The organism is Novosphingobium sp. KN65.2 (assembly GCF_001368935.1).
Lineage (GTDB): Bacteria > Pseudomonadota > Alphaproteobacteria > Sphingomonadales > Sphingomonadaceae > Novosphingobium > Novosphingobium mathurense.
Window position 1 is genome coordinate 1 of the sequence record NZ_CCBH010000064.1, and the last position, 2,020, is coordinate 2,020.

Annotated in this window: 2 protein-coding genes, 1 tRNA gene and 1 pseudogene; 2 read left to right on the forward strand and 2 right to left on the reverse strand. The window is 56.9% G+C overall.

Features of this window, described 5'->3' with window-relative positions; translation table 11 throughout:
• On the reverse strand, positions 1-301 hold a 301-nt coding region (locus SPHV1_RS02340; protein WP_156367208.1), incomplete at its 3' end, for an Arm DNA-binding domain-containing protein.
• An 89-nt stretch (positions 302-390) separates the two neighbouring features.
• On the opposite strand from SPHV1_RS02340, the gene SPHV1_RS24780 reads away from it, so the two are divergent.
• Positions 391-499, forward strand: a tRNA-Lys gene (locus SPHV1_RS24780).
• 195 nt (positions 500-694) lie between these two features.
• A complete protein-coding gene (locus tag SPHV1_RS26080; RefSeq protein ID WP_082430739.1) occupies positions 695-940 on the forward strand; it encodes a DUF4279 domain-containing protein in 246 nt (81 codons plus the stop codon).
• 640 nt (positions 941-1,580) lie between these two features.
• Here the strand turns inward: SPHV1_RS26080 and SPHV1_RS25330 are convergent.
• Positions 1,581-2,020, reverse strand: a pseudogene (locus SPHV1_RS25330) (2,4-dichlorophenol 6-monooxygenase); the annotation flags it as partial.

Here is a 2,020-nt window from a genome sequence, read left to right on the forward strand (position 1 = left end):
CCCCAGACTTACGGGGCGTCACTAGATTAATCGTCGGGTCCTTACCGGCCTCAATATCAACTAGCAGCCCCCTCGCCTTCTTCCGAGCGTCCGCTAGCCCAAAGCGCGGTCCATATCGCCCTAGCGTTATGTTCCGGAGTTTGCCGCCAATCCGCTTGCGAAGAATGAACGTGCGGACGCCGGTTGAGCCTATGCGGACTCTAAGACCCGGTATCAGTTGGTCTGGGATCTCGACCTGCCCTGACGCGGGTGGCTTGAGTCCCATGATCTTCGCGTCTGTCAAACCTATCGAGCCTACCATATTGTCCTCCCCATCAACGGGTCCAGTTGTTACCTAAGGTAACAGATGGAGTGGAATACCCCCGGAATTTCTGGGACTTCAGTGGACACGAACGCTATAGGAATCAAGGCTTTTTGGATATAGATGGACCTCACAAAACCCCCAGGATTCTGACTCTTAATCAGCGGGTCCTTGGTTCGAGCCCAAGTGCGTCCACCATTTTTCAATGCAAATATAACCGCTTACTCCGCCTGGCGGATTGCTCTCCGCGTTCTCACATGTTGCGCTCTAGCGTATTTCTAGCGGCGTAACGGCTCATAGCAGCATCCCACGCCCGAGGGCGCAGGGTGCTGGCAGCGTCGGGCACGCGATATAGGTGGAAAGCGGATTTTTTAGCTCAGATAGATATGCGCTATGGCAAAGGTAGGGACGACGAGCGCAGCACTCAGAATTTTTGGCGACGACCTTGACCCTGAGGAGATTTCTTTGGCGCTAGGTATCAAGCCGACTAGATGGGCGCGCAAAAGTGAATTGGGAATCAGGTCACAGAACAAAAAACCAGCTCGGACAGGATTTTGGCAGCTGACGACAGATGTCCGCGAACCGGGCAATCTTAATGGTCAGATAAAACACTGCTATCAATGGTATCGAGTGACTTAAGCATCTGGCAAATATAGCGAACGTCGGTGCGGACATATTCTGCGGGCTATTCATGAACGAGACTGCCGAGGGCGGATCACTGGAAATCGACACGCTTGAGGCAATGGCCCAAAGGCGTATAACCCTCGAGTTCGACATTTACGCGCCTACATCGGACTGAATGGCACAGAAGTCCTTTGAGCGGAGCTGACTGTCCGCTCCGCCACGCTAGTAGCCATGCTGGCTCCCCGTCAGCGAGCATACGCCACCGCCCATACCCCGCCGACTTCCCAAGCGCGCAAAGCGTCCACCACGTCGAGGAATTCCGCGTCCAACGTGCCTGCGCTCACCGCCACATATGCCCCATCGACGAAGGCATCCCACGAACCGAACCATATCGCGATGGGCGATGTTCGCGGCTTCCGGCCCTCCTCAATCTGCTTAACGCGACGTTGGAGAGTGCGGAGGCTCATGTGGTCAGGGCCAGCATGCCTTAGTGGGCAGGTTGCTGGAACAATGCCTTACGCGCGAGTTGCCCGGCGCAGTCGCCCTGAGCTTTGAACCTGAAGGCCTGGTCTGCCGGATGCGGCTGGAGTCCTCCGCCAAGATCGAAATCGTGCCCTGATGTCGGTTGGGGATCCTTCCCGTGGAGGACGAAGCTCTAAAAGCATCTACCAAGGATCCCGGCCATGGCCTGACGCAGGGCAGAACCACAATCATCCTTTATCGTCTTGCTGCGCCAGGCGACGAACATGTCGGGGCGCACAAGAAGGCATCCGTCTTCCGCGATATCCGAAAGCCGCGCCCAATCGTCGTATAGATCCTTATATTCCAGCCCGAACCCGATCCGTCGCAACACGATAGGCACGCCGAATTCCGCCGCGACCTGCTCGGCCGCTGCTTGCCATCCTTCGCCGCCTATTCCGGTGAACAGCGTGAACTGGCCTTTTCCGGCGAGATCGAGCGTAGAAATCGGGGGATTCCTGCCGATTTTTGTGCCGACCCATGCATGGGGGAGATGCGCGCCCGGCCTGGTGCTCGGCTGATAGAATAGCTCGGCATCTTCGCGGAACGGCTCCTGCGGAGAACCGTCGGGAATGA

Coding starts and splice junctions, on each gene's coding strand:
- SPHV1_RS26080 (WP_082430739.1), top strand. CDS start 695: ATGGCAAAGGTAGGGACGACGAGCGCAGCACTCAGAATTTTTGGCGAC.